The sequence below is a fragment of the Acidisoma cellulosilyticum genome (assembly GCF_020621385.1).
In the GTDB taxonomy this organism is placed as follows: domain Bacteria; phylum Pseudomonadota; class Alphaproteobacteria; order Acetobacterales; family Acetobacteraceae; genus Acidisoma; species Acidisoma cellulosilyticum.
This window is the reverse complement of sequence record NZ_JAESVA010000038.1, coordinates 1-1,474: the sequence shown is the minus strand read 5'-3', so window position 1 is coordinate 1,474 and position 1,474 is coordinate 1. Positions and strand designations below refer to the sequence as shown.

Here is a 1,474-nt window from a genome sequence, read left to right as displayed (position 1 = left end):
CAGCGCTTGGCGATAAAGGAGGATTCGTCGCCGAGGTGGAAGCGGATATCGCCGGTGAGGGTTCCATCGTCCTCTAGTTGTGCGTCGCCGTCGCCGGAGGCCTCATCCATTTCGTCGTGACCTGTCCAGGTGAAGTGGATGCTGGCTTGCCCATAGTTGCAGTCCAAGCCGCCCTGGACTGCGCCAAAGACAAACTCGCCACCACCTTCTGGATCGAATTGGATGTAACCTGGCCCGAGCAGATCGATGAAGTCGCTATCCCAGAGTTCCATTTCCGTGATCCGCCACTTGCCGATCATCGGGTGCTCCAGCGCCGTCATGACGGGGTACCGAGCAGTTTTGGCAGCCGGATCAGATTGGCGGCCGTCGCGGTCAGTGTCACGATCCATCCGACACGGCCAAGCCCTCGATGACGGGTTTTCCGCAATCCCGCTGTGGCTTTGATCCAGCCGAAGGGCTCCTCGATCCGCTTGCGAATGCGCTGGCTGATCGCGTAGCCGGGATGGCGGGTGGTGCGGCCATCGATGGCAGACCGCCGACCCGACAGGTTCTGAGCCACATGCGGTGTGACGCCGATCGCGCGCAGATGAGCGACATGCTCTGCAGCGTCGTAGGCTTTGTCGGCACCGAGTGTAACATGGCGGCCGCGTGCCGCCGCCGCGACCATGGTAACGGCCGCCTCGCGTTCGGCCCGACCTGTCGCATGCGTTGTCCGGACGTCGACGATCAAGCCGTTCCTGTTCTCGATCAGGAGGTGCCCCATATAGCAGAGCCGCGACGGCTGTCCGTTGGACTTGCGATACAGCCGAGCGTCCGGGTCAGTGACCGAGGCATGCGTCTCGTTGCTCCGCTTGTCACCGTGGAAGTCACGCTCGGCGTTGCGACCGGCGCCAGACGGATCATCGTCGCTGCCATCCTTGCGCCGGAAGCTCTTCATTGAAGCCCATGCGTCGATCAGCGTGCCATCTACGGAAAAATGTTCATTGGACAGCAGCTTTTTGACCGCCGGATCACCCATGATCGACAGCAGGAAAGCAACGGCGATATCACCGGCCAGCAAGCGTTCCCGGTTCTTCGTGAACACCGTCACGTCCCAAACCGGCGCATCCATGGAAAGCCCGATGAACCAGCGGAACAGCATATTATAGCTGACCTGCTCCATCAGTTGGCGCTCGGAGCGCACACCGTAGAAGGCTTGCAGTAACAGCGCCCGAAGCAATTTCTCCGGCGCGATCGAGGCGCGTCCTCCCGGCGAATACAGTTGGGAGAACCGCGGCGACAGACGATCAAGAGCCGCGTTGACCAACGGCCGGATCGCCCGCAGCGGGTGATCCACCGGCACCAACGCCTCCGGGCTCAGATAGCTGAACAAGGCCCCTGTCTGCTCGTCTGTCCCACGCATCTGACACTCCAATCCCAACAGAACCAGAGAATCAGATCAGCGCCCGTCATGCATCTAAATTTCCGCAACCTG

At 61.2% G+C, this 1,474-nt stretch carries 2 protein-coding genes; both read right to left on the bottom strand.

Annotated features, from left to right (window positions below; translation table 11 throughout):
* Nucleotides 1-320, bottom strand: a 320-nt coding sequence (locus tag ACELLULO517_RS28420) for a hypothetical protein (protein WP_227310871.1), incomplete at its 3' end; no start/stop codon positions are given.
* Nucleotides 317-1,402: an IS5 family transposase gene (locus ACELLULO517_RS28415; protein WP_227310870.1), complete on the bottom strand. Its 1,086-nt coding sequence runs from the start codon at nt 1,400-1,402 to the stop codon at nt 317-319. The genes ACELLULO517_RS28415 and ACELLULO517_RS28420, both read right to left, overlap by 4 nt.
* Nucleotides 1,403-1,474: the final 72 nt, after the last annotated feature.

Coding starts and splice junctions, on each gene's coding strand:
- ACELLULO517_RS28415 (WP_227310870.1), bottom strand. CDS start 1,402: ATGCGTGGGACAGACGAGCAGACAGGGGCCTTGTTCAGCTATCTGAGC.